We start from the raw sequence: 24,707 nt of genomic DNA on the forward strand, positions 1-24,707 counted from the left end.
GCAACGAATAAATGAGTAATATTGACAGTAAGATGATTATTTCGGCTGGTATTATAGCGCTAAAATGCCAGTCCTAAAAAGTCATTCATCGCGGTAACACCAAGACTTGCCGATTAATGTAGGCAATAATCACAAGATCGCTTTTTTAATGTATGGTGATAAGTAATAGGTAAATAACTGTTTTTAGCTAACTAAACTCATTTAAGCTAATGATAATAACAAGTAGATTTTACAGCAGGCCATGACTGAAGACATTACCATCCAATTACCTTCACTTATTCATCGAATCGGCGGTGAAAAAGCTAAGCAAGCCAGAGAGATTGCGTTGCAATATCACTGTGATGTTAAGCGTGTGCGCCGTTCTCGAAATTGGGCCATTACAGGCGAGGCTATAAGTATTCAATCGTTTATTGAGCGATTAAAAACTGACAATGATGCTGGCTTTGGTTATCTAATTCAAAAAATTGCTACAGCGTTACTGGGTCATGCCGACAAGTTAGAGCCATTAGACGTAAAGCTTAGGCGTTTAATTCGAGAGAATCCTAACTTGACTTTAGGCGAGCTAATCCAGCTTACCCAGTGCACGTTAGCTGAGGCGAGAGTGGCTCGTTTTGACGTTGACTGTTGATTATTTCAACCGTGTGCTTTCACTTTTTATGCTGAAGGAATGCAATCGTTTTTGATGGTAAACATTGCTGTGGTTTGGGGCTGGAATCGCACGTATTAGTATATTTTCGCTACAAGTTAATGAGATTATCTTGGTATTGCAGTGGGTATAGTTGAGGCATAGATAATATCGCAGAAACAAGACCTTTGTGTTGATCCATATGCCCTTGGATAGCAGATTTACAGTATTAATGTGAGCTTTAAATGGTAAACATAAATAAAAGGTGTAACGCAATTTGCATTACACCTTGATGACGATTATTTTTTAAGTCGCTGACGTTTTAAGCTGTCTAGTTATGCTTAAAAACGATATTCAACCCCGATACTCGCTTGCTTGAAATCTGTTTCTGTATCGGAACCGTTAGTAACATTATCTAGGTTAATTTCTGCGTCATACCAAGTGTACTCGGCATTAATTAAAAAACGGTCTGTTACTTTAAACCCGACACCAGCACCGGCAAATACACCTTCATCATCTTTATTGCCAGACAACCCGACCACGTCATAGTCAGTGGAGTACCATAATTGGCCGCCTTTGGCATACAATTCTACTCGATCAGTAATTGGCAATGTGACTTTTAGGCCTGCGGTATAACCATCTGTTTCTGCACGAGATAAGTTGTTGCCGTAATGACCAAAATCAATATAGCTACCTTCTAGAGCTAAGTATTTATTGAAGCGATAACCTACTAAGCCCTGGAGCACATCATTGTCGTCGTCAAACTCATCATCTCCATCGACTTTCAGGTAACCATAATTAGCGCCGACATAAACACCATTTTCTGCCACATCATTTTTTAAGTCATCAGCTTGAGAATAAGCACTAAAAGATGCTAATGAAATTAGTCCAGCTAAAGTAACAATAGTATTTCTCATAAGGTACTCCTAGTTAATTACGTAAATACATCTAGTACTCTACAAAACGGATGCCAACTTTATAAAAACAATGGAGTAGGGGGATTGCTGTTATCAATTTTTTAATTTAATATCATATGGTTATGCTTTGAGATTTTTTTAGTAAATGAAGTGAAACTGGCTATGCAATAAATAAAGTTGCTTAAATTTTATCTGTTAAACGAGGCGGAAATAGTGCGTAACGGTATATTTTTCTGATTGAATTGTAATTTTTTCATATTAAAAACATAATGTTACGATGATGTTGTTGGTGTGTTGTCGTCACTTGTATGATTTGCTGCTGAGTATTTTATAATATGGTTACTTTTCTATAACTGAGCAAATCGAAGTCGTTAATTGGATATGTTGATTTCGCTGTTTAAAGTACAGGTTTGCACGGTAGTGCCCAAGTGTGACTATCAACATGATCGACAACGACAACGATCACTACAAGTCGGATAGTGGAACCATTAACACGATCGGATTGTATTAAGTTCTTATTAAAATAGTAGAAGTGATTTTATGTGGTTTTTTGTTAGCGATTAAGACTAGCCTAAGGTTAATGCTGAATATCAGGTTTGCTGGGGCAATACTGTTATCGTGAATGAGTGCTTTTGATGATGCTAATTAAGTGGTTTGTCTGTGTTAATGAAATTTACTCAATTAAGACCTTTACAAGCTTAGATATTGATGTATTATACAGTCTGCTCTGACATTCAGAGTTATTAATGAACATTAAGTAAAAGAAAAGCCTTAGAATCTCTTCGTTATCGTTGTTATCCTCTGTGTTTCCCTTAGCTTCATCGTGACATTCAATAATTCAAGCTTGAGCGCATCGCATTATCGCGACAGATTGATTAATTTTAAATATATAAGGGACAACAAAATGTCTAATAAAACAACTGGTTTAGTAAAATGGTTTAACGAAGATAAAGGTTTTGGTTTTATCACTCCTGATAACGGCGGCGCTGACGTGTTCGTTCATTTCCGTTCAATCACTTCAGAAGGTTTCAAAACTTTAGCTGAAGGCCAAAAAGTTTCTTTTGATGTTGAGCAAGGCCAAAAAGGCCCACAAGCTGCTAACGTAGTAGCTGTGTAACTCGACGTTATAAAGATAACGCAAACGGTTTAACGACTGTTTGCGTTTTTTTATGTCTAAATTTTAGTATTTTTATTAACTGTACCCTGCGTTAAGCAAATCTTCAGCCTATCTCCCCCGATTGTTTTATCCACTGTTATCCCATGCTGTACATTATCTCCTGGTCACTGACTTCTTGTGTCGAGCGTGAGGCAATCTTTGTTATTACGAGTTGGGTTATGTAGAGTCGTATAGCTGATGATGAATTTATCGGCCATTTATAAGTAAAGTGTTTATTATTTTTTACTGTTAGCTGTTAATATAACAACGTTTTTTAGGCATAAATATTAAGGATAATAGATGCAATCAATTCGAGTTAAACTGCTAGCATTTTTTTCTGCTCTACTTATTTCATTTCCGACTTTCGCGGTAACCAATTGGGTTAATTTTGACATTATTAATGGCCATATTAATCTTCCTGTGACCATTAATGGTATTGAAGGTCGGGCCATTTTAGACAGTGGTTCTCAGCTCAATGCGATTAATTTAAGCTTTATCAATAAGTATAATCTTGAGTTTGATAAAGGCAGTAAAATCGATGTCAAAGGCATTTATAGTACTGAATCCTCTCAACTTTATAACAATGTCACGGCAAACTTGTTTGGTGCCAATATTGAACTTGATCAATTGGCTGGTTTACGTTTAGGTCACTATGATGTGGAGCTTTTATTAGGCGCAGGTCTACTGGAGAAATTTATTTTCCAGATAGATTATCCCAATAGTCGTTTGAGATTATTTGGAAGAGATTCCATTGATTTAGCCAAACTTGAAAACATTGACATGCAAATGGATCGTGGCACTGGTCAACCGATTGTGAGAGTAGAGCTTAATGGGGAAAAGAATGCTTGGTTGATCCTCGATACTGGTAATAGTGGTGGCTTGTTTTTAAAACGCACTCTTGCCACTGACTCAGATTGGTTAACGCATTACGGTGCGCAAGCCACAAACTCATTTGGTGTCAATAATGCAGGCACAACGGAGAGTTTCCGATTGCCAAAAGTTAAGTTCGGTCCTTTTACGATTGAAAATGTGCAAACGAGCGTGCCAAGCGAAGGGCAGATTGAGGTGATTACAGGGCAAGATGATCGCAACAGCATATCCCATATTAAAGGTAAAAATATTAAAGGTCTTCTTGGCTTTGATATTCTTAAGCACTTTGTGTTGACCATAGATTATAAATCTGGACATATGCACGTAGGCTTACCTGAAGACTCTTAATCCAACTCAGATTTAATTGAGTGTGCTTGACGACATTGTAATGTTATTAATCTTGCATCATCCCGTGTGATAGAGACGTTATTTTTGTCACACGGTTATTCAATGTAATCAGCTTCATCCATGTCTTTTGTGTGTTTTTTCACCTCAACAAATCAGTATCTTGCCAACTTTTGGTTAATTAACCCAAGACTATTGGGTCAAAAACACCGATAATTCACCTCAATTAGATTAGTAGGCCGTTTGGCCGCGTAAGACTGTGGACATATTCAATGGAAATCAAAGTAAACTTTCTCGACAATTTGAAACTCGAAGCCAAATTTGACGACTTTACCGTTACGGCAGACCAACCTATTCGTTATAAAGGTGATGGCTCAGCTCCAAGTCCTTTTGATTATTTCTTAGCTTCGTCTGCGCTTTGTGCTGCCTACTTTATTAAGGTTTATTGTAAAGCCCGTGATATTTCTACTGAAAATATCAAGCTTTCGCAAAACAATATTGTTGACCCAGAAGATCGCTACAACCAAATTTTTCAAATTCAGGTTGAGTTACCAGACGATATTTCTGACAAAGATCGTCAAGGTATTTTACGTTCAATCGATCGTTGTACCGTTAAAAAAGTGGTTCAAACTGGCCCAGAATTTAAAATTGAAACCGTTGAAAATCTTGATGCTGACGCCAATGCCATGCTGATGGGACAACCGGCTGGTGACGCGAGTACCTTTATTTTGGGCAAAGACTTGCCACTCGAGCAAACCATTCAAAACATGACCCGTTTATTGGCTGATTTGGGCATGAAGATCGAAATATCTTCATGGCGCAACATAGTGCCTAACGTATGGTCGTTACACATTCGTGATGCCGCCTCACCTATGTGTTTTACTAATGGTAAAGGCGCCACAAAAGAAAGCGCACTATGCTCGGCTTTAGGTGAGTTTATTGAGCGTCTTAATAATAACTTTTTTTATAATGATCAGTTCTTTGGTGAAGAGATCGCCAATAGCGAGTTTGTGCATTATCCCAATGAAAAATGGTTTGCACTGGAAGAGGATGATGCACTTCCATCAGGTTTGTTAGATGAATACTGCTTAGATATTTACAATCCAGATGAAGAGTTATGTGGCTCTCACCTAATTGATACCAACTCAGGTAATACTGACCGAGGTATTTGCGCGATTCCATATACCCGTCAATCTGATGGTGAAACGGTATATTTTCCGTCTAACTTAATTGAAAACTTATTTCTAAGTAACGGCATGAGCGCGGGTAATAATCTGCAAGAAGCGCATGTACAGTGTTTATCTGAAATTTTTGAGCGTGCTGTAAAACGTCAAATCATTGAGCAAGAAATTGTACTGCCAGATGTTCCTATGACAGTACTTGAGAAATTCCCTAGCATATTAGCGGGTATTAAAGGCCTTGAAGAACAGGGTTTTCCTGTCGTGGTGAAAGATGCTTCGTTAGGTGGTCAGTTCCCAGTGATGTGCGTCACTTTAATGAACCCTAGAACCGGCGGTGTATTTGCCTCGTTTGGTGCGCATCCAAGCTTTGAAGTGGCGTTGGAGCGTAGTTTAACTGAACTATTACAAGGCCGCAGTTTTGAAGGCTTAAATGATGTGCCAAAGCCGACATTCAATAGTATGGCCGTCACTGAGCCTGAAAACTTTGTTGAGCACTTTATTGACTCAACAGGGGTTATCTCTTGGCGCTTCTTCAGTAGTCAGTTTGACTATGAGTTCTGTGAGTGGGACTTTAGCGGCACCAGTGAAGAAGAAGCCGCAGGCTTATTTGGTATTTTAAAAGCCATGGGTAAAGAAGTGTATATTGCTGAATTTACTGATTTAGGTGCATCAGCTTGCCGCATTTTAGTGCCTGAATATTCAGAAGTGTATCCTGTTGATGATTTGATTTGGGACAATACCAATAAAGCGCTTCATTACCGTAAAGACATCTTGAACCTGCACTCACTAAGCACTAAAGCGTTATCTAAGTTAGTAAATCGCTTAGAAGAGAGTCAATTAGATAATCAGACCGATATCCGTACTTTAATAGGTATTGTGTTTGATGAGAATACGGTTTGGGGCCAGTTAACCATTATTGAATTAAAAATTCTGATTTACCTCGCATTGGGTTCTCATGAAGATGCGATTGAGTTAGTTGGTGAGTTCTTGCAGTTTAACGACAATACAGTACAACGTGGCTTGTTTTACCAAGCTGTCAATGCTGTGCTTGAAGTGACCTTAGATGACGACTTAGAGCTTGAGCATTTTATGGGTAACTTTAACCGCATGTTTGGTCAAGAAGTGATGGACAATGTGGTTGGTTCGGTTAATGGCACAGTGCGCTTTTATGGCCTAACAAAAACTAGCATCAAGCTAGAAGGTATTGAGCCACATTTACGCTTGATTGAAAGTTACAAAAAGCTGCATCAAGCGCGGAAAGCTAAAGCGGGTATATAGTGCTTAGTTAAGTATTAGACCGTGATAAATCTGATAGTGAAAAAGCGAACCTAACGAGGTTCGCTTTTTTATTGTGGCAGTTACCTTATTTTTATTGCTGATGTAAATTGCTGTCTGTTGTCGTGGCTCGAGTTAGAGCCTTGTCTTCAAGCTTGTCGATGGGGACTAAGACTTGTTGATGATGGCTATTTAAGTGCTGAGAATAACCGAAGCTCAACACGATCGATAAATGAGTTTACAGTTAGGCTATTTAACTTTAGGTTAGTGAATAATCAAAATATGAATGTGTGTAATAACATGATGTTATTTACTAACAAACAAGGACGATAAATGAAACTGTCACTTTTATTGATTGGATGTATTATTTGCAGCCCTGCATTAGCAGATAATCCATTACCACCTATTTTAGATTTTTATCCTCAATGCGTGTCTCAGGTTATTAATACTGCGAGTAATAAAATCATTTATGATATTGATCCTGCATTGGCGACCTCTTCTACGTCCGGTGTAATGGCACATAGAGAGATGTATTTACAGCGGGCATTGGTGGATATTCAGCGCCAAGCTCAAATCGACAATGCTGATGCCGTGATTATCCAACGGCTCAATGTTACTGGGGTTGATAGAAGCATTAATCTTCAAGATAGCAGTGGCAAAGTAAATTCCAACATAAAACAAATTCATGTGTCATCTACTGTTGAACACCTTAAATTGTGTGATGATAAACAACTCACCGCTAATTCAACCCCCTATAACAGTAAAGGTAAGGCCGTTTCATTTACTGAAACCGTAGTGAAGCTTGCTTTACCTGAAGATGGCCGTTTATTCACACAGGCACAAAAACACAGTGCGCCCGATGCCGCTATTACTATTGATAGCGCTTATGGGGTGCATATAGGTGATAGCGTTGACAGTTTGCAAAGTGCGTTAGGGCCGCACAGCATTCAGTTGCAACTCAGTGATGGGACAATCGCTTATGGTTATGGTCGTAACTTATGGTTTTTTGTGAAAAATGCTTATGTCGTAATGATTTCACAAGACCCAGGACTAGTAAATAATCATGGCAAAAACCAAATTGCATTAAGCGAGAATTATGACAATGATGATTGGATTATTGAAGGTAAAATCCATCCTGGCGATAAACAGGAAACCGTAGCGAAATATTTATTAATCAATAAACATAATGGTGATTACCGCGTTATGGGTAAAAACAGTCAGCTGACATTACAGTTTGAAGATTATAATGAAAGTATAACTAAAGCCGCAGTGTCTAGACTTAACCGTTTTGCCATTATGCCCTTAGTCGATGCCAGTCATAAGCCTGAAGTGAACTTTGCCAATTTTGATAATATTGATATTGCAAAGATTATCGCACTGGATCATAAGCAGACTTATACCTTGCAGCCGCAGCAGCTGGTGAATCAAATTCAGCTTAATGAAAATGGACCTAAGGCAATAGTAAACAGCAACGTGTTACTTGGGTTTAATGAGCAAGGTACGATCAATAGTCTTAAGGTGACCGAGTCAATGTTTGAACCGCAAGACATCGACGAGTTTAAAAAAGTATTAGCGACTTATCAAATCCCTACCACCAAGACGGCCTTCTTGGCGCGTTATCCTGATGCCGAAGATAACTTTGATAATGTCATGATCACTAAAGGGACAATATTAATGTCGGTTAACTTTGATTCCTATGACGATGATGCTGAGTTAATTGATTTAAGCATCGTTTTTTAATATTCATATTATCCTAGAAGGTATATCGAACGCCGATGCTCAGGGCATCGGCGGTACCTTATTTATTCTCACTGCGCTAAAATATGTGGTAAACGAGTTAAGCCAATTGGGTAATAAATGAATATTGAAAATGATGTGATCGACAATTTAGCTGAATTAGAACGCTTTTTACTGTCGGTGGAAAAGGGCGGTTTAGGTTTAGAAGGCGTTGCCGGTGTCGGTATGGCAACCAGTAATGCCGATGGTCGTCATTTTGTTGCGGTATTTGGTGATAACCACAAGCTATTACTCGGTCGCTGGGTGACACCTGAGGTTTTCGAAAAAGGTCAAGAAATAGTTAAAAATGGGGTTAAATCGAAGCACTGATTGTTGACTCTATTTTATTTTAAAAAGGGGGCAGAAATTCATTTCTGCCCCCTTTTTACGATTTACTACTTAGCATAATTACTTATCTGAATTGGTTGAGCCAATTTTATGAATGGCTAAGTCTGCACCAATAAATTCATCTTCTTGGCTCAGGCGTAAACTCGATAGTTTATTCACTAAGCCATAGACGATAATACCGCCAACTAATGCGACAACGACTCCGGCAATAGTGCCAACAAGTTGCGAAGTAAAGCTCACTCCGCCAAGGCCACCTAAGGCTTGCTGACCAAAAATGCCTGCAGCAATACCACCCCAGACACCGCATAAACCATGTAAAGGCCATACACCTAAAACATCATCTATTTTACTGCTGCGTTGTAATTTGGTGTACACCAATACAAATAACCCGCCAGCCACACCGCCAACCACAAATGCGCCAACCGGATGCATTAAATCAGAACCTGCACACACAGCCACTAAGCCTGCTAGTGGTCCGTTATGAATAAAACCAGGGTCATTTTTGCCAACAATAAGCGCCACAATAGTGCCACCCACCATGGCCATTAAACTGTTTACTGCCACTAAACCGCTGATCCCGCCAAGCGTCTGTGCTGACATGACGTTAAAACCAAACCAGCCGACAATCAGCACCCATGAGCCTAAGGCTAGAAACGGAATGTTCGATGGCGCAAATGCAATGCCGGGTTTACGGCCGCGGCGGGCGCCAAGCAAATAAATAGCGACTAGTGCTAACCATCCGCCCATAGCATGGACGACGACAGAGCCAGCAAAATCATGAAATTGAGCACCAAATTGGCTGTCTAACCAGGCCTGAAAACCAAAGTTACCGTTCCATATAATCCCTTCAAACAGGGGATACACAAAGGCAACAATCAATGCTGAAGCCAGTAAGAAAGGCCGAAAGCTCCCGCGTTCAGCAATCCCCCCAGATACAATTGCTGGAATGGCTGCTGCAAAGGTTAATAAGAAGAAGAATTTAACCAGTTGATAACCGTTATCTGTGCTTAATGCTTCTGCGCTGACAAAGAAGTGGTTACCGTAAGCAATTTGATAGCCAATGACAAAATAAGCGAGGGCTGAAAAAGCAAAGTCGGTTAAAATTTTTACCAAGGCATTAACTTGGTTTTTGTGTCTTACAGTACCCATTTCTAAAAATGCAAAGCCAGCGTGCATGGCTAATACCATAATTGCACCAAGTAAGATAAACAAGGTGTCCGCGCTTTGTGCAATTACGCCAATAGCATCACTAATATTATTCATTTTAGTTTCCACAAAACAATTCTCTATTGAAATTCATGCGTTTATAGAGCAAAAATCATTCCTAAATCACAGGCCACCTATCATTTAGTTGAACTCTCGTGGTGCAAACGTATGAAAATATTGCTTAAATAATCTATAAAATGTTCAATATGAGTGCAATTTTTGGGCAGGTGAATGCTGAAAAGTAACACGTATGACTGATAATTATGCTGTTAATGCTTTAGTTTGGTGCATTGTCGCTTGCATTTGGTGCGTTGCATAATCAGCCGATTAACTTTATGTTAACAATATTGTTTAAGATAAATCGTTTAAGTAATCAGTCGACAATCAGACGTTTTATGACTGTTCGAATTCACGCTTTTGGTTTCTAGTTCTTAATGTTAGGTTCTTAATTCCAATCGTTAGAAATCTTAATGCTTTATCAGTACTAACAAGTCACTAGCATGCCCAATAATAACTAAAATGGCGGGAGTAATATGACAGCAGTAAGAGTGGCAGGCGTGGGGATGATCCCCTTTTGCAAACCGGGCCATCATCAACCGTACCGAGTTATGGCGGCTAAAGCGATTAGGTTAGCATTAACCGATGCCAACCTTGATGCTAAATTGATCGAGCAGGCTTATGGTGCATATATTTATGGCGATAGTACCTGCGCTCAGCATGCATTTTACGATGTCATTCAAAGCGGTATTGCGATCATTAACGTCAACAATAATTGCTCTAGTGGTTCGACAGCGTTATTTTTAGCGCGCCAGGCGGTATTGTCAGGCCAAGTGGATTGCGCATTAGCATTTGGCTTTGAAGAAATGCAACCTGGAGCATTGGGCTCTCACTGGACAGACAGAGAAAGTCCGTTCGAGCGCCTTGACCCCGTGTTACAACAATTCAATGCCCCACAAGGCCCAATCGCACTTCGCGCCTTTGGTGCTGCCGGGCGTCACTATATGGACCAGTATCATGTAGGCGCTGATATTTTTGCTAAGGTAGCTGAAAAGTCGCGGCGTCATGCATTACAGAATCCGTACTCTATGTTTTCAACGCCATTAACTTACCAGCAAGTGCTTGATGATAAAGTTATCTATGATAGTTACTTAACTCGGCTTATGGCATGTCCACCAACCTGCGGTGCTGCTGCAACCATAGTGTGCAGCGAGCAATTTGCTCGCAAACACGGGATTACATCCAAGGTAAATATTATTGCGCAGGCAATGGCGACGGATACCGAGCTGTCGTGGCAAGATCCAATGTATGTCGTTGGTAAAGGCATGACACAACGGGCAGCTGAGCAGGTTTACCACCAGGCCGGTATTGGTCCTGCTGATATCGATGTGATTGAGTTACATGACTGTTTTACCCCTAATGAAGTGATCACGTACGAAGCATTAGGTTTATGTACTGAAGGCGGCGCTGCAGAATTGATTGCCAACGGTGACAATACCTATGGTGGCCAATACGTTATTGGTCCGTCTGGGGGCTTGATGTCTAAGGGGCACCCTATTGGTGCGACTGGGCTAGCACAATGTACAGAATTAACGTGGCATTTACGCGGCCAAGCAGGAAATAGGCAAGTGGATAATGCCAAATTGGCCCTACAACACAATGTTGGCTTAGGTGGTGCGGTGGTAGTGACCTTATATGGTGTTTAACTAACGGTTTTATTTCATGCTGCGCTACATTGCCGTCGATATATGAGGGAAATGAAGCGCAACACTGTGGGCAGTTCGTTAACTGGCTTTTTTACGACTAAAAGTACGGCGGGAAAAGGTCACCACACTGAATGAAAGAATCAAGGTGCCAATAAGCGATACCAAGGTGATCAGCATGACATAACTGGCAGGCATATTAAGCCCATCATGTAATGGTCTAACAAAGCTAGCCACTTTACCTGCAAATGCTCTGTCACTGTGTGTGAGTACCGATTCAATTGTGCCTTGTTGGTAATTGATGCTGATACGATCGGCTTCTCGTAACCAAACACCCTGATGTTGATCAAATTGGATGCTGTATATCAGCTGTTGTGGCATGTCGGTATCAGGCTGCGGGCCTTTATTCGGTGTTGAGCGAGGCTTACTCACAGAGATCAGTTCTGCCTCAGGCCAAATTTGCTGTGCGCTAGTGAGCTGACTTAACCAATCGTTTGCTTGGCTAACAGGATAAGCAACTTGCTCGAGTGCGGCTTTTGGTTTGAGAGCACCAGTCCATAAACTGTTATAAGTAATTAAAAAACCACTGACACACAATATAAATAACGGTACTGAAATAAACAGTCCTAATTGAATATGGCTTTTAAGCAAACTGCTTGAGCGAGTATTTTTAGGCAAGCTCTGCTTTAGTCGAAATCCCTTACGAACTCGCCACCACAGATAAATACCAATTAAGGTGACAATACCGCCAGCCAGCGAAGCCCAAGCATTGATGTATTTGCCGCCATTATCGATCAGAAAATTACGATGTAACCAGAAAGCCGTTTCATAGAAAGGTAAGTCAAATGAAGAGCTACTGCTGAGTTCATTGAGTTGATTGTCTAGGGCTATCGCTTTACCCCGAGTACTAGCTTGAATATATGGGGTATGCTCGGTCGGAAAACGAATAGTACTCATGCTAGGGTAGCGCTCGAATAAACGGCTTACCGTATCGGCTTTTTGTTCAAGGGTGAGCGGCACAAATGCCTGACCTTTGTTGTCTGTGCGTTTAAGTAAATCAACGCTCCCTAAATAAACGCCTGTCGTTAATACAATTAGCATTGTGATACTAATGAAAAAACCTACCCAGTTATGAAACCATTTTAACGCCGAAACCATGCTCATTTTGTTTACTCTATTACACACTGTCGAATTGCAGCTGGTTATAAACCAGCTGATTTTTATTGTGTTTTCAATTTAATCATCAAACCACAATCTGGGGAATGATAATTAATCTCATTTAATTATTCAATTAAAGAAGTGTAAAGATGGCGTGATTGAGTAGGTTTCAAGCTTTACTGTAATTCGTCGTGCGGCTATTTAACCCAAGCTAAGGTTAATTGATTTACTGACCACTGTGGTTAAGGTGTTTACTGACAAATCATCACTCTTTGTAGGCTGGCGCATTATAACTCGCTAACATGGACTCTTAATATGCCCCCTAATATGACCCCTAATACCAATGCCAGTGTTTACACAAATGGTATTGGTATTATTTACGCTTAGTCATAGATTTTTTGTGAAAGAGTGTATGTCGACACTCTTATACTAGTGCCACATTAATCACTTGTTTACTTGATGGCGTAATGATCACCGGGATCGATTTTGATGTTGGGGTAGATGAACCGACTCCGACACTGTTAATGGAGACTAGCGGATTTGTTTCAGGGTAATAGGCGGCAATGTTACCGCGCGGGATATCATAAAAAACCACACTGAAGCCTGATACTTTGCGAACGATGTTGTCGTTGGCGATAGACTGTATATCAATAAGTTGGTCTTCAACGAGATTAAGCTGAACGGCATCTTGTTGGTTCATGAACAATACATTCCGCTTGCCTTTAATCCCGCGATATCGATCGTCCATGCCGTAAATCGTGGTGTTGTACTGGTCGTGAGACCGCAGGCTTTGCAGTAACAAAATAGGGTGTTCGGCGGATGACTGAGTTGTTTGAGCGTTGCTTGAACAATCTGCGATGACAGAATCGGGCAACTCACTCGGATTAAATTGAGCTAACTGATTACTGGTATTCCAAACCAGCTCAGCTGCGCTATTGCCGAGATAAAATCCGGCTGGTTGTTCGATTCGTTGATTAAAATCGCTAAATCCAGTAATCGTGTTTTCGATAAGATTGCGGATAAGGCTATAGTCGTCGCGCAGAGCTAGCCAGTTTAGCTTATTGCCTGCATGACTTTGATTAGTATGGCTGTGATTGAGATGACTGAAGGTAGCATGAGCCATTTGGGCGACAATATCGATTTCAGATAAACACTGTTCTGAGACTGGGTCGGTCATACCTGTTGACGCATGAACCATGCTGAAGGTGTCTTCAACGGTGATTTTTTGAATACCGCTAACTTGCTGATCTAATTCGGTGCGACCTAGACAAGGCAAAATTAATGCATCGTGAGTCACTTGTAAGTGGCTGCGATTAAGTTTGGTGCTAATTTGCACATTGAGTTCAGCATTGCGCATTGCTTGGTAAGTAAAGTCGGTATCAGGTGCCGCCGCTGCAAGATTACCGCCTAAGCATATTAGCACTTTACTCTGTTTACTGTGCAGCGCTTTCAGTGCTTCAACCACATTGTGGCCCGCTAGGCGCGGTAAGGTGGTAGCAAAGTAATTATCCAATTTATCGATAAAATCGGCAGATGGCTTTTCATTAATGCCCATAGTGCGGTTACCTTGCACATTACTGTGGCCACGGACAGGGCATAATCCAGCGCCTTTTTTACCTATTTGACCACACAGAAGGTGCAGGTTAATCACTTCACTTATGATGTCGACCGAATGCTTGTGCTGAGTTAACCCCATGGCCCAGCAGCTGATCACGGTTTTACTGTTACTGAACAGCGTGGCCGCTTGAATAATCTGTGCTTTTGTTAGCCCAGATTGTTGTTCAATTTTATCCCAGCTCGTGTGCTTAACTTTGTGTTGATAGTCTTCAAAAAACGCACTGTGCTGTTGAATAAAGTCATGGTCAATTTTGTCTGGACGTTGTTCAATAATAAATTTAGCCATACCGCGCGCTGCTGCCATATCGCCGCCCAACTTAGGGGTTAAATACAAATGACTAATGGTAGTGGCTGCTGGAGTGAGCAATTCTATGGGATTTTGTGGACTGGCGAATTTTTCTAAGGCGACTTCTTTAAGATTATTAAAGGTCACAATTTTACAGCCTTGCTTGGCAGCCTTACGCAGAGTATTCATCATTCTGGGGTGGTTGGTACCAGGGTTTTGGCCAAACACAAAAATGGCTTCCGCGGCGTCAAAGTCTTCAAGTACCACGGTACCTTTACCAATGCCGATTGATTTTGTTAGTGCAACCCCGCTGGCTTCATGGCACATATTAGAGCAATCGGGAAAATTATTGGTGCCATACAGCCGCCCAAATAATTGGTAAAGATAAGAGGCTTCGTTACTGGCGCGGCCAGAAGTGTAAAACTCAACTTGATCTGGGCGACTTAAGCTGTTGAGCTTGGTGGCGATGATCGAAAAAGCTTCAGACCAGGTAACCGGTTCATAGTGATCGGTGACAGCATTAAAGCGCATCGGTTCGGTTAAACGGCCCTGATACTCTAACCAATAGTCCGTTTGTTTTGCCAGTTGGCGCACTGAATATTGGCTGAAAAACTCGCGTCCAACTCCTTTACCGGTCGACTCCCATGCCACTGCTTTAGCACCATTTTCGCAAAACTGAAATGCACCTTGTTTGTTATCACCCCATGCACAACCTGGGCAATCAAAACCATCGGTTTGGTTAACGCGAAGTAAGTTTTTGAGATTTTGCTTGGTCTGTTGGCTACGCAGTACATGAGTAAACGTCGCTTGCAGTGAAGGAAAACCACCGGCTTTGGTTGGTTTTTGATAATGACTAGACATTGATTTCTCCGATAGGGCTCAGCGATAAACGGTTAACATCGAAATGAGCATCGTAATTTGAATAATAAATAGGCGCTGAATACTTGGGGATGTGAATAATATTAAGGTTATATTGTAGTGCCAGTTTGACTGCGAGTTGGCTGGGCGAGGCTAGACTAATAAGGTTATTAGCGCCAAAAAGAACCGCTTTATGGATTAACTCACTACTGCAACGACTGGTAATTAATAAGGTATTACATGATGTTTCTTGAGTCGTAGTTGTTTGCCTTAATAACATGCCGATAAGTTTATCTAGGGCATTATGGCGGCCGATGTCTTCACGACAGGCAACAATATCGCCTTGTGCGGTTAAGCCCAGGGCAGCGTGTATTGCGCCACTTTGCTGCGCTTTTATTTGGCTGTCAGTTATGCGCTGTTTCAGGCTTTCAACATCAGTAATGTCAATGGGACGGGTGATGGGCAATATGGATAATTGTGGCAGTGCATGTTCTATTGCTTCAACCCCGCAAATCCCGCAACCGGTAGCCCCAACGAGTCGACGTTTTTTACTGTTTAAGGCATATAGACAACGATTAGAAATGGTTACTTCAATAATAAAGCCGTTATCAGATGGCGTTATTTGAATATCATGCACGTCATGATCGTGTTGAATAATCGCTTCTGAAAACAAAAAACCAATGGCAAAGTCTTCAATGTTATCTGGCGTTACCATCATCACAGCATAGTTAATGCCGTTAATGCTAATGGCAGCCGCCGCTTCCTCTACCAGATGTTCTATGGGGGGTAACCATTTGTATGCAGCATTCATGGGCGTAGACTCAAAACGGGATCTTAATCACAGTTTAGTGACCGCTAATGCACAAAGCCAATCAAACAAATTTATGTGGTGATAGTTTTTATCTATTAATATGTTGAAATTGATAGCTAGTATTAAGGGTGAGGGATGAATCTTAGACAGTTACATTATTTTTATGAGCTAGCAAAGTTTAAGCATTTTGCTAAAGCAGCCAAGGCTTGCCATATTACTCAGCCTACCTTATCGGCCAGTATCACGGCTTTAGAAAAAAGTTTTGGTACTGAGCTGGTGGTGCGTGGCAGTCAGTTTGTCGCGTTAACCGATGCTGGGCAGATTGTGTTGCGCTATGCTGAAAAAATGCTCTTGGATCAAGTGGCGTTAAAGCAAGAACTCAGTGTATTTAGTGGGCCGTTAATTGGTTCTCTTCGGATTGGTATTGTGCCGCAGTCGAGTGTGGATATTATGCCGATCATTAAACAATTTAATGAGCTGCATCCTAATATTACGATTACCTTGTTGGTGACCACTAATGAAAAGCTCATCGAGCAACTGACCTTACATCAAATCGACATAGGTTTGGGGTTTGATGACAATCTTACTGAGGCGAATCGGCGCACATTTTATTTTTATCCTCAAATGGATAACGATATGGCCGTGCTAGCAAGTCAAACATTAGTGTCGCAACTTGATACCCCACTGAGCGATGGAGCATTAGCCCTTAAGGATTTGCAGCAAAGGCCATTGGTATTGTTAAGCCAAAATATGCAGTTTAGGCAATATATAGATAATGCGCTGGCACAATCTCAGTTACGTTTTAATGTGGTGTTAGAAACTGATTCGCTATTTCATTTAGTCAGTGCGGTAAAGCACGATATTGGTTATGCCATTGTCAGTAGTGGTATTGCCAAATCGGCTGAAAAATTATTTAATTTACATTATTGGCCATTGCAACATATTCAATCAGGTAACACAGTGTTTATTACCCGTAAATACAGTGTGTCGCCAGCAATGAACGAGTTTGTGAGTTTGATTAATACGGGCTAATTTCTGCCTTTGTTTACCATTTGAGCGCCATGCTAGTCAATCTATGGTGGTGAATATGATGCATCACACTTGATTAAGCTTGGCTGGTGACATCCTAACGGCAGCAAACATCAACCCCACTTAAGACAACAGGATTTTTGATAGGTTATTGGCGCTTTAAATGATTAGCAGTTAACTGTGGTTTATGTTTGCTGCTAGCCTGTGAATGTTGATATAATAGCGGGCTAAAAAATTATCTATTCACAGACTTTTTTATCTCGCAATCACTGCCACATCGCCTGCAGGAATAACTATGATTAACCACTTTAGTGTACTGGGCGTTAGACCCAATGCCAAAGAAGATGACATAAAAAAAGCCTATAAACGTTTATCGAACAAGTACCATCCTGACAAGTTACTTGGGGCGTCTGATGATGAGAAACAACAAGCATCGGTTCAGCTCCAACGAGTCAAAAAAGCTTACGAAGTGTTATCAGATAAAAAGCAGCGAAATGCGTTTATCAATGATTTTAACAACGTAATTGTCACTGATCCCACTGCCGCAATGCGGGAGTTGTGGGACGAATATTATTCCTGAGTATCCCATGGCTAAACATCTTAATATTTCACGCATTAATGAGCTAAAAAATAATGCCCATGACAATATCGAATCTTATAACGATCCTGATACGCCCAATGCACTAGCAAAGTTTACCAGCCAAATCAGAGCGATATTGTTGGCCGATCCTGGGATGCTCGATTCTGTCCCTGAATATTTACCGGTAGCGCTTTATGATAGAGTCAAGTTCTCTCCTGAATCAAAGCGTCAATGGGCACATTGGATTAGCTTGAATATTCATCCTAGCTGGGATGAGTTTAAAACCACGATTGCATTTAACAATGCAGATCTACCTCTAGCACTTGCGGTACGCAAATACAGCGAAGATCTGCTCATTGAAAGTTGTGCTGTGGTGTATTTGCTGGAGACGCAGGGAGAATCAGCGCCCAAGCAAATCGCTGATGAGGATGATTCTGATGGTCTTCATGAGCATGAGCGTGATGAGAACGATGACGACAATGACTATGATAGCGATGAAGAAGGTTATTATGACCAATATGATGAGGATATCGAATGAACAGTCTCATTGAAATAACCGCCGCTGAAATACAAGAGCTGGCGAATGTTGAGCCTAAACAGGCAAGCAAGAGATTTGAGTTAATTGCGTCGTCAATGTCTGATGATCAGTTGGTTGAAGTTATAGAAAAAATGGACATAGTTACGCTGACGCAAATTAACAGTCAGCATGATATTTCGTGTCCATCGATCATGTCTGAGCTTATGTCGCCAGAACAGATCCGTGACATCGTCTGCCAGCAACCGCTTTACTGGGAAGAAAAAATCAAGAGTAATGCTGAAGAGTTAATGCATCATACGTTTGATTTTATGACTTACCTTATCCGTATCCAGGACAGCGAAGAAAAACAAACTGCTATTTTAGAATGTTTGGCTGAAGACCCAGCGGCACTGTTTTATCTATCGATCCCATTTATTGAGCTTATCTTAGGTGGTAGCAGTGATGATGAAGATGAGATTAACGATACTTTTGATGATGAAGCGGATGAGGAAACTGTGGGGTATTCTGATTGGCAAGCCGATGAAGAAGCTCATAGTCTGAGCATTGATGATCCGCGAAGTTTGCTGGCGCTGATCCGCGATAGAGCACCTAATGTCGAGAAGTCGATCAAGAACATGCTGCGTAATACTGGCTCTGACTGGCAGTTAATTATCAGCCAATTTGCTAGCGAATTAGTGATTCAGGCGAAAGAAAAGAACCAAGTCACTGACGAGTATGCTGAAGTTGATGACATGTTTAGCTTTCTTGATTAAGGGTTCTGCAAATGCAATTGGTATTACGTGACGAAAATCAGGGTCCCTATTTGAGTCGGGTGTTGGCTTATGGCCGAACCGAAGATGTGCTTAGTAATGAGCAATTGGGACAGATCAAAGCGAAAGCCATTTTGATGAGCCTTAAGTTCGCAGATAAGTTTTATAACAAGTATAAAATGCATTTGCTTGAAGAAGCGGCGCAAGATGTGATTGGTATTGTGAGTATTGGTTTGATGGCGTTGTCGAACCAAAATCAAGATATTGCTATTGCGTTGCTGCTCAATGATGACGGCGTGGTTAAGTCGTTTCAGAAAGGCTGGGGTATGCTAACTAAAGTGAGCCAGTACAGGCTTCATGGCAAATCGGTTTATGGCGATGTGGATAAAATCTTGCTTGATCAAGTGTCGAGTCCACCGGATTGTGATGAGTGGCAAGGTTGGGTTTATTATCAAGAAGCCTTAACCGAGCATAATCGCCAGCAATCTATTAATGCATTGTTAGCTCAGTTTTATATTGCTGGCACCTTTGACCCTATGGATTATATCAATCTGGAAAGTACCTTAGCAGAAGCTGTGCTTTATCGGATATTTTTCGACGGTAAAAAAGTGCGCCCAGATCTTAAACGGCGTATGACGAGTGTAGAACTTCAGCCGCAGTGGTTTAGTCTCGAATTTATCGAGCAACAAACTAAGCTCGCCCTGGCTGAGTTACCTAAGGAGCTTGAAGCTGCTATCCGTTTGGATTTAGGTAAAAACTTTAACTCTGCACTGCTACGCACATTAAATTTCTCTCGAAGTTATCAAGAGTTGGCTGCTCAAAATGCCTCTCCTGAGCGATTAGAGCGATTTGAATACAAGGAAGGTTTAGTCGGTCTTCTTGGTTGGCCCATCTATATCGTCATGTAATGTCACTTTAGGAAGCTTACTTGTGTGTAAGCTTCCTCTATTCGCTTGGTATCTTATTGGTTTTGTGCCATATTTTAGTTCAAACCATCATCTTGTCGTCACATGTTTTCGTGAGAAATACCGCTCAACTGAGTGATAAGTGACTGTATTTAAAAGTTAACTTATTACTAGCTTGTACGTTAAGTGTTCCTTAGGCCGTGTTTGCTGGCCATTTTTTGTGTTGATTAACTGTCTTTAGGAGCCATTATGTTCAGTAGCCTACGTGCTTATCGTTCGTCAATCATATTGCTGGGTGCTTTATTGCTTGGTGGGCTATTCGGTGGCTTAGTGCCTGAACTCGCCATAAAGCTCAAGCCGATAGGGCAAATTTTCCTAAATCTATTGTTTATGATCATCGTACCTCTGGTGGCTGTGAGCGTGATGTCATCTATCGCGCACATGACGGATTTAAAGAAATTAGGCGCGATACTGGTGTCGATTATGCTGGTATCAATTGTGATGGCAATTATTCCCGCTGTCGGTGTGGTATTGCTGGCGTTAGCGTACGATCCTGCCCAAGGCGTGACACTTGATTTAGCCAATACGGTTGATGCTGCATCAGGCGGTATGGATTTTGTTAGCTTGTTAACCACCAATGATTTTGTCGGTTTATTGTCTAAATCAAACATTTTAGCTTTGATCATTATGTCGGTGATTGGTGGTGTGGCCATTGGTCAATCAGGTGAAGATGGCCAGAGAGTTGGACGCATGCTAGACAGTTTAAATACTGTGATCATGAAAGTTATTTCGCTATTAATGTATGTTGCGCCTATTGGGCTTGGAGCTTATTTTGCTGCGACCATGGCTAGCCAAGATACTGAGTTAATGGGCACGTTTGCTCGAGCTGTTGGATTATTTTTTGTCGCAATGGCGTTATATATTACCTTAGGTTCAACTCTATACGCATGGATTGGTGGCGGAGTAAAAGGGGTTAAGCAGTTTTGGCAACACATGCTTGAACCCGCAGTGACCGCATTAGGCACTAGTTCATCATTAGCGACATTACCTGTGACCATTCGTAGCGCCGCTAAAATGGGCTTAAACGAGCAAATTGCAGAGATTAGTTTGCCATTGTTAGTGAATCTTAATAAAGGTGGTGCAGCAGCGATCACCGCGCTAAAAATCGTGTTTATCTATTCGCTATTAGGTCTCGATTTTACTCCAGATGTGTTTATGCTAACGATTTTGATTTCGGTATTGTCTGCATTTATCATTGGTGGAGTCCCGGGAGGAGCATTTTTAGGCGAAATTTTTATTGTGACTACCTTGGGTTTACCGATGGAAGTTATCCCTATTTTAGTGGTCATTGGTGCAATCACCGATGCCGCATCGACAGTGATTAATGTGGTACATGATTTAACCGCGACCCAAATTATTCAGCGTATTAATGGCAAACATTATGTGCCTAAAATACTCGATAGCGAGCTGAGTGAGGCAATTAATAAAGCCAATTAAAAAGCTTACTATGCTATGTCATTGCTTGATATTGATTATGCAGTGGCATTTATTAAGCCACTGCCACGCAATTGCGCCCTTGTGATTTAGCTTTGTATAAGGCTTTGTCTGCACGCTCTAATATGCTGTCAGCAGAGTCTTGTGAATTGTATTGTGCAACGCCTAAGCTTATTGTGAGTGCCAGACCTTGAATATTTTGCTTGGCGACATATTGGCGTAATCTTTCGGTTAGCTCTATGGTGTCATTTAAGGTTGTATTGAGTAATACCATCACAAACTCTTCACCTCCCCAACGTACTAGTAAATCATCATTGCGCATTTGGCTTTGGAGTAAATGCGCCAATTCACATAAGACTTTATCACCTACCAGATGACCGTGATTATCATTGATGCGTTTAAAATGATCGATGTCGATCATCACTACCGAAATAGGCGATTGAAAACGAGATATCAGCTTAAGTAACCTTGGTTCGGTGGGGTTTTTATTATCTACGCCGCCTATATCGATCGATGGCGATTTATTATCTCGGCTGCCAGAATCAGGCATTACGTCGTTATTCACGGCTTTAATGGTCAGCAGTTGTTCTAGAACCTTATCGAGTTTGTCGCGGTTATACAGCCCGGTGAGTTTATCTGTTTCAGCCATTTTTTGGATTTCTAAATTGCGAAGTGCGAGCTTCTGATAGCCGGAAAAACGAGTTTTTTCGTAAAACCTAATCAGTAAAACTTGTGCTATACACACTTCGATAATATTAAATAAGGCTTGAGTTCTAATCGTTACAGGCTCAGGGTCTTGAGTTTGCTGGTACACCAAAAAAGCACATACGGCGAAGGTGAGGCATGAAATTAGTGTTCCCCATTTCCGTCCTATAAGAAAAAATGAAATCAGTGGGACGAGCGTTGACCAAAATAATGAGTAGGATTGACCCTTAGCTGAAATGGCAAATAGCATGATTAAGCTGCTCACCATTATGGTGGTCGCCCAAGAGGCTATTTTAACATGTCCTGTTTTGCGGAAATGGTAGAAAATAACAAATGAAATACATAAGCCAACACTATCGAGTAAGGTGTATTCTAAGCTGTTAAAATACAAAAGATTAATCAGGGCAAGAATGGAAAAGTAGCTCATTGTAATCAGCAATGTATAGCCGATTAATTGGACTCGCCAGTAATCGGGATGATCTGGTGGATATTGGGCGAATTGTTTTAACCAAAATTTCATCGTAAGCAAATTCCAAAGTAAAATTCTATCAATGCTAACCGTTAAGCCTGGTAATCATAGGGGCTATATTTCAGATTATGCGAGCACCAGCAATAATGATTATTAGAGAAAATATAATAATAACGGCCACCTAGTCAGTTGTTTTATGTGCTGTGGTATCGAAACAAATCCTATTATTGTATGACTCGGTTAAAACAGACTTAACTTGATGATAATTAGCGTAGAGCCCCGAGATAAGCTGTTTGGTGTATGGCTGATGGATATTTCTTTTGATTGTCTTTAGTTCAGCGGCGAACCCAACAGCCTCTAATGCTCAATAATTTGTCTGTATGAGTATAGGCTATTTTAGCTATGCCATTGTCTATATTGATAATCACTAAGGTGACATTAGTTAGCTTCACTGTTTGAGTGAGTATATTTTGCAATAAACGGGTGTTAACTTGTTTATAAGCAGCTATTGAATGAGTGTATACGCACACTTGAAGCCTGAGCTCTGGCACAGTATCATGCGCTTTTTATTGCGATGAACCCGTATAATGCGCTATTTAACCACTCGTTATCATACTGATACTCCTGCAGAATTTATTGATGCCAATCAAAAAACTATGCTGACTCGTATTGCTGCCCGTGCAATTGTCATTCGTGATAATCAAATATTGATGCTTTATACCCAACGTTATCATGACTATTCATTACCAGGTGGTGGAGTCGATGCGGGCGAGGAGATAGAGCAAGGGCTCATTCGGGAGTTACAAGAGGAAACCGGCGCGCAAGAGATCCGCAATATTAAGGAATTTGGCTTATATGAAGAATACCGCCCATGGCAGCGAGAGGGTTATACATCGGTGAACATGCTGTCTTATTGCTTCACTTGTGAGATAGACAATCAGCTGGGTGAGACTCAATTTGAAGCCCATGAAATCAATAATGGCATGGTGCCGGTGTGGATTGATATTGATGAGGCTATAGCGCATAACTTAGATACGATTGCCAATAACAGTAAAAAAGGCTTATCGATTGAACGAGAAACCTTTTTACTGAAGCTGATCAAACAAGAGTTACTGTGAGCGAGGCGTAAGCTACTCGTGAGCCTGTCATCAGTGAGTGCGGGCGATAATCAAGTCATTCTCAGCCAGAACAGTGCCATTGGGCCAATGGTATTAACATCAGCCTAATTCATCGACCTAACCAATAGATAACTCTTTTGCTCTTGATGTTGCACACGCCATTGCATTGGCGACAAGCTCATCGAGATCGCCATCTTGAAATGCCAATATTGCCTGTTCTGTTGTGCCCTTAGGGGAGGTCACTTGGTGGCGCAGGTTAGCCAAATTATGCTGACTTTTCATCGCCATAGATATTGCTCCCATTGCACTTTGAAGCACTGCTTTAGTGGCAGTTTCTTGTGGCAGACCTTGTTCGACAGCCGCTTTTTCCATTGCTTCTAAAAATAAGAATAAATACGCTGGAGAGCTACCCGCCGCCGCCACTATGGTCGACATTTGGCTTTCTTCTGTTAACCATACCGTTTCACCAACAGCCCGCATGAGTTTTTCTGCTAGGGCAATATCATGTTTGTGAGTGTCGGGACTTGCGTATAATCCTGTTAATCCTTCACCAATGGCGGTCGGTAAGTTTGGCATGGCGCAAATGACTTTGGGTGAAAAATGTAATTTCTGGCGCAGTGTGGCATGTTTGACTCCTGCGGCAATTGAGATAACTAATTTACGGTTATCGTGCTGCATCACTTCACTCAATTGCTCACACACTACCGGTACAACAAAAGGTTTAACGGCAATAATGATGACATCAGCAAACGCAACTGCGGCGGTATTATCTTGATGTACTTTTACATTGAATGTATCGATTAAGTCGTGTCGGGTGGTTTGACTTGGGGCGCACACTAGAATATTGGCACTGTTGTGACCTTGTTTCAGTAGGCCGCTGATAATAGCTCTGGCCATGTTGCCACCACCGATAAAGGCGATACAGGTATTGGGATCTAATGACTGATGTTGAACGATGGGAACCTCCGAAAGTGTCGCTAAAAAGAAAAGG

The 24,707-nt window shown here is 41.2% G+C and carries 21 protein-coding genes; 14 read left to right on the forward strand and 7 right to left on the reverse strand.

Going from position 1 to position 24,707, the window contains the following annotated elements:
- The first annotated feature begins 241 nt into the window (after nucleotides 1–241).
- Nucleotides 242–628, forward strand: coding sequence for a ribosome recycling factor family protein (locus GW828_RS07395; RefSeq protein WP_273058183.1), 387 nt, complete (start codon nucleotides 242–244; stop codon nucleotides 626–628).
- Nucleotides 629–966: 338 nt separating this feature from the next.
- Here GW828_RS07395 and GW828_RS07400 read toward each other — a convergent pair whose 3' ends face one another.
- A complete protein-coding gene (locus tag GW828_RS07400; protein ID WP_182722649.1) occupies nucleotides 967–1,542 on the reverse strand; it encodes a porin family protein in 576 nt (191 codons plus the stop codon).
- Nucleotides 1,543–2,446: 904 nt separating this feature from the next.
- Here GW828_RS07400 and cspE point away from each other — a divergent pair.
- The 5 genes from cspE to GW828_RS07425 all read left to right on the forward strand — a co-directional run bounded on the left by cspE (nucleotide 2,447) and on the right by GW828_RS07425 (nucleotide 8,475).
- Nucleotides 2,447–2,659: a transcription antiterminator/RNA stability regulator CspE gene (gene cspE, locus GW828_RS07405; protein ID WP_011636218.1), complete on the forward strand. Its 213-nt coding sequence runs from the start codon at nucleotides 2,447–2,449 to the stop codon at nucleotides 2,657–2,659.
- A gap of 339 nt (nucleotides 2,660–2,998) precedes the next feature.
- Nucleotides 2,999–3,916 (forward strand): pepsin/retropepsin-like aspartic protease family protein, encoded by a 918-nt coding sequence (locus tag GW828_RS07410; RefSeq protein ID WP_182697546.1) that lies wholly within the window; start codon nucleotides 2,999–3,001, stop codon nucleotides 3,914–3,916.
- Between the two features lie 269 nt (nucleotides 3,917–4,185).
- The gene (locus tag GW828_RS07415; RefSeq protein WP_273058182.1) at nucleotides 4,186–6,372 is read left to right on the forward strand and encodes an OsmC domain/YcaO domain-containing protein; all 2,187 of its coding nucleotides are present in this window, start codon (nucleotides 4,186–4,188) and stop codon (nucleotides 6,370–6,372) included.
- Between the two features lie 330 nt (nucleotides 6,373–6,702).
- Complete coding sequence (locus tag GW828_RS07420; RefSeq protein ID WP_273058181.1) at nucleotides 6,703–8,109, forward strand: hypothetical protein; 1,407 nt, start codon at nucleotides 6,703–6,705, stop codon at nucleotides 8,107–8,109.
- A 117-nt stretch (nucleotides 8,110–8,226) separates the two neighbouring features.
- Entirely contained in the window at nucleotides 8,227–8,475 is a 249-nt protein-coding gene (locus GW828_RS07425; RefSeq protein ID WP_273058180.1) for a hypothetical protein, read from the forward strand.
- A gap of 78 nt (nucleotides 8,476–8,553) precedes the next feature.
- On the opposite strand, the gene GW828_RS07430 is transcribed toward GW828_RS07425, so the two are convergent.
- Nucleotides 8,554–9,756 (reverse strand): ammonium transporter, encoded by a 1,203-nt coding sequence (locus tag GW828_RS07430; RefSeq protein ID WP_124015490.1) that lies wholly within the window; start codon nucleotides 9,754–9,756, stop codon nucleotides 8,554–8,556.
- A 476-nt stretch (nucleotides 9,757–10,232) separates the two neighbouring features.
- On the opposite strand from GW828_RS07430, the gene GW828_RS07435 reads away from it, so the two are divergent.
- A complete protein-coding gene (locus GW828_RS07435; protein WP_273058179.1) occupies nucleotides 10,233–11,402 on the forward strand; it encodes a lipid-transfer protein in 1,170 nt (389 codons plus the stop codon).
- A gap of 78 nt (nucleotides 11,403–11,480) precedes the next feature.
- On the opposite strand, the gene GW828_RS07440 is transcribed toward GW828_RS07435, so the two are convergent.
- The 3 genes from GW828_RS07440 to fdhD form a co-directional block, all read right to left on the reverse strand.
- A complete protein-coding gene (locus GW828_RS07440) occupies nucleotides 11,481–12,563 on the reverse strand; it encodes a PepSY-associated TM helix domain-containing protein (RefSeq protein WP_273058178.1) in 1,083 nt (360 codons plus the stop codon).
- Nucleotides 12,564–12,981: 418 nt separating this feature from the next.
- Entirely contained in the window at nucleotides 12,982–15,321 is a 2,340-nt protein-coding gene (locus tag GW828_RS07445; protein WP_124015493.1) for an FdhF/YdeP family oxidoreductase, read from the reverse strand.
- On the reverse strand, nucleotides 15,314–16,129 hold the full coding sequence (fdhD, locus tag GW828_RS07450) for a formate dehydrogenase accessory sulfurtransferase FdhD (protein ID WP_124015494.1): 816 nt from the start codon (nucleotides 16,127–16,129) through the stop codon (nucleotides 15,314–15,316). The genes GW828_RS07445 and fdhD overlap by 8 nt, the downstream gene beginning before the upstream one ends.
- A 135-nt stretch (nucleotides 16,130–16,264) precedes the next feature.
- On the opposite strand from fdhD, the gene GW828_RS07455 reads away from it, so the two are divergent.
- From GW828_RS07455 to GW828_RS07480, 6 genes are all read left to right on the forward strand, one after another.
- The gene (locus GW828_RS07455) at nucleotides 16,265–17,161 is read left to right on the forward strand and encodes a LysR family transcriptional regulator (protein WP_182722655.1); all 897 of its coding nucleotides are present in this window, start codon (nucleotides 16,265–16,267) and stop codon (nucleotides 17,159–17,161) included.
- Between the two features lie 292 nt (nucleotides 17,162–17,453).
- Nucleotides 17,454–17,738, forward strand: a complete 285-nt coding sequence (gene atcJ / locus GW828_RS07460) for a cold adaptation protein ActJcold adaptation protein ActJ (protein ID WP_124015496.1) — start codon at nucleotides 17,454–17,456, stop codon at nucleotides 17,736–17,738.
- A gap of 7 nt (nucleotides 17,739–17,745) precedes the next feature.
- On the forward strand, nucleotides 17,746–18,276 hold the full coding sequence (gene atcA / locus GW828_RS07465; RefSeq protein ID WP_182722656.1) for a cold adaptation protein AtcA: 531 nt from the start codon (nucleotides 17,746–17,748) through the stop codon (nucleotides 18,274–18,276).
- A complete protein-coding gene (gene atcB / locus GW828_RS07470) occupies nucleotides 18,273–19,028 on the forward strand; it encodes a cold adaptation protein AtcB (RefSeq protein ID WP_124015498.1) in 756 nt (251 codons plus the stop codon). Before atcA ends, atcB begins: the two co-directional genes overlap by 4 nt.
- Before the next feature lie 11 nt (nucleotides 19,029–19,039).
- Complete coding sequence (atcC, locus tag GW828_RS07475) at nucleotides 19,040–19,933, forward strand: cold adaptation protein AtcC (RefSeq protein ID WP_273058177.1); 894 nt, start codon at nucleotides 19,040–19,042, stop codon at nucleotides 19,931–19,933.
- A gap of 246 nt (nucleotides 19,934–20,179) precedes the next feature.
- Nucleotides 20,180–21,427, forward strand: a complete 1,248-nt coding sequence (locus tag GW828_RS07480; RefSeq protein ID WP_182755089.1) for a dicarboxylate/amino acid:cation symporter — start codon at nucleotides 20,180–20,182, stop codon at nucleotides 21,425–21,427.
- Between the two features lie 52 nt (nucleotides 21,428–21,479).
- Here GW828_RS07480 and GW828_RS07485 read toward each other — a convergent pair whose 3' ends face one another.
- A complete protein-coding gene (locus GW828_RS07485) occupies nucleotides 21,480–22,649 on the reverse strand; it encodes a GGDEF domain-containing protein (RefSeq protein WP_273059377.1) in 1,170 nt (389 codons plus the stop codon).
- Between the two features lie 536 nt (nucleotides 22,650–23,185).
- On the opposite strand from GW828_RS07485, the gene GW828_RS07490 reads away from it, so the two are divergent.
- Complete coding sequence (locus GW828_RS07490) at nucleotides 23,186–23,716, forward strand: NUDIX hydrolase (RefSeq protein WP_273059376.1); 531 nt, start codon at nucleotides 23,186–23,188, stop codon at nucleotides 23,714–23,716.
- Nucleotides 23,717–23,833: 117 nt separating this feature from the next.
- Here the strand turns inward: GW828_RS07490 and proC are convergent, their stop codons facing one another.
- Nucleotides 23,834–24,673 carry a pyrroline-5-carboxylate reductase gene (gene proC, locus GW828_RS07495; protein ID WP_182741592.1) on the reverse strand — a complete coding sequence of 280 codons (840 nt, stop codon included), beginning with the start codon at nucleotides 24,671–24,673 and terminating at the stop codon, nucleotides 23,834–23,836.
- Between the last annotated feature and the right edge of the window lie 34 nt (nucleotides 24,674–24,707).

Source organism: Shewanella vesiculosa (genome assembly GCF_009994065.1).
Lineage (GTDB): Bacteria > Pseudomonadota > Gammaproteobacteria > Enterobacterales > Shewanellaceae > Shewanella > Shewanella vesiculosa.